The organism is Rubrivirga sp. (assembly GCF_049648075.1).
In the GTDB taxonomy this organism is placed as follows: Bacteria; Bacteroidota; Rhodothermia; order Rhodothermales; family Rubricoccaceae; genus Rubrivirga.
On sequence record NZ_JBARYR010000400.1, the window covers coordinates 1 to 1,687 of the forward strand.

The 1,687-nt window shown below is 66.4% G+C and carries 3 protein-coding genes; all 3 read left to right on the forward strand.

Annotated elements, in window-relative coordinates; genetic code table 11:
- The first annotated feature begins 180 nt into the window (after positions 1 to 180).
- On the forward strand, positions 181 to 834 hold the full coding sequence (locus tag WBA11_RS11515) for a CBS domain-containing protein (protein ID WP_424520827.1): 654 nt from the start codon (positions 181 to 183) through the stop codon (positions 832 to 834).
- 15 nt (positions 835 to 849) lie between these two features.
- Positions 850 to 1,311 (forward strand): hypothetical protein, encoded by a 462-nt coding sequence (locus tag WBA11_RS11520; protein WP_424520828.1) that lies wholly within the window; start codon positions 850 to 852, stop codon positions 1,309 to 1,311.
- On the forward strand, positions 1,311 to 1,687 hold a 377-nt coding region (locus tag WBA11_RS11525; RefSeq protein WP_424520829.1), incomplete at its 3' end, for a sterol desaturase family protein. The genes WBA11_RS11520 and WBA11_RS11525, both read left to right, overlap by 1 nt.

A 1,687-nucleotide genomic window follows, 5' to 3' on the forward strand; every position in this document is an offset into this window, starting at 1 on the left:
AGCGCCGACCTCGAGGACGAGTCCGCCTAGCTCACGACCAGGAGAACCCCGAACGGGTCGAGGATCGTTCTGAACGGGCCGAATCCGCATCTCGCCCGCGTCACTTGGAACGCCTCTTGCGCGTCTAAGAGGTGGCCGACCGCGCTAGTTTCCCCGGACCCGGTCGTCCCCCCCGATCCCATGACCGTCGCCACGATCCTTAGCCATCTCGATCCGCTCTCGACGACCGACTCGGTCGGCGATGCGCTGTTCGAGCTCGCAGAAGCCCACGTCGCGCATCTGCCCGTCCTCGACCCCTCGGGTCATCTCGATTCGATCGCGACGGAGGCGGCTCTGCGCGCTCATCCGGATACGGACGCCCCGCTGGGCGCCTTGGTCGCTGGCGAGCCGGTGTCCATCTCTCTCGACACCCACGTCTTCGATGCCGCCCATGTCATGCGGCAGCACGGCCTGAGCGTGGTACCCGTCCTCGAGGAAGACGGCAGCTACGCTGGACTTGTGGTGCGGAGTGACGTATTCGGCCAACTCGCCCATATGTTGGCGACCGAAGAGCCCGGCGCGATCGTCGTCCTCGAGGTCGATCGGGCCGACTTCTCGCTGGGGCAGGTCGCCCAGATCGTGGAGCAGAACGGCGTGCGCATCCTGTCGGTCTCGACCGAGGATGATCCGGGAGCCGGCCAGGTCCGCGTGACGCTCAAGCTCAACGTGACCGATACGGCCCGCGTCCGCCACGTCATGGCCCACTACGACTACCGCGTCGTCGCCGTCTTCGACGAGGCCGAGGACAACTTGCAAGAGCGCGCCGAGGCGTTCCTGCGCTACCTCGATCTCTAGCGTCGAGGCCGACTCATGAGCGACGCGATCTCCTTCCACGCCGTCTCTCTGGTGGCGACCGCCCGGACCGCGCTTCAGGCGGCCCAGAAGATCGGCGACCGCCGAGCGGGCCGCGACGCCTCCGAGCAGCAACCGGCCGACGACGTCTGGTTCGACCTCGAGGTGTTGCTTCGCGAGCTGCAAACGCACGTCGCAAGGCTTCGTCTGCGCGCTGCCGTCGGCGTCGAGGACGTGGCGTCGGCGGTCCAGTCGTTCGAGGACCGTCTGCTGATCGACGACTTCGCCCGCGTCCTCGATGTGATGCACCAGAAGCTGTTGAGCCTGTATCCGGCTGTTGACGAGGATCTCGTTGAGGACGTCCGTCGGTTCGGCGTCGCGGCGCACGCTCGCGCCCTCGAGGACGACGCAGCAGACGGGTCGACGGAGTTTGCCATCGAAGCCGCTCGGTTGTCCGACCGGTTGGCGGAGCTCGGGTAGTGGACCTCGAAACTCTCCGGCAGATCCAGCCGATCGCGGCGGTTGTTGTGCTCGCCGTGCTGTTGCTGGCGGAAACGCTGCACCCGTTCTTGGACGCGTTTCGTGAGCGCTCTCGAGGTCGGCACGCGGCCCGCAACCTGGCGCTTGGGGCCGTAAACGGACTGGTCGTCGCGGTCGGGTTCGCCGGTCTCTGGGTAGCGACGGCGGAATGGGCGAATCAGAACGGAATCGGGCTGCTCAACATCGTCAATCTGCCGCTCTGGGTACGCATCGTCGCGGCATTCCTGCTCATCGACGTCTGGATGTACGCGTGGCACCGCTTGAACCACCGCGTGCCGTTCCTGTGGCGTTTGCACCGCGTCCATCACTCGGATGC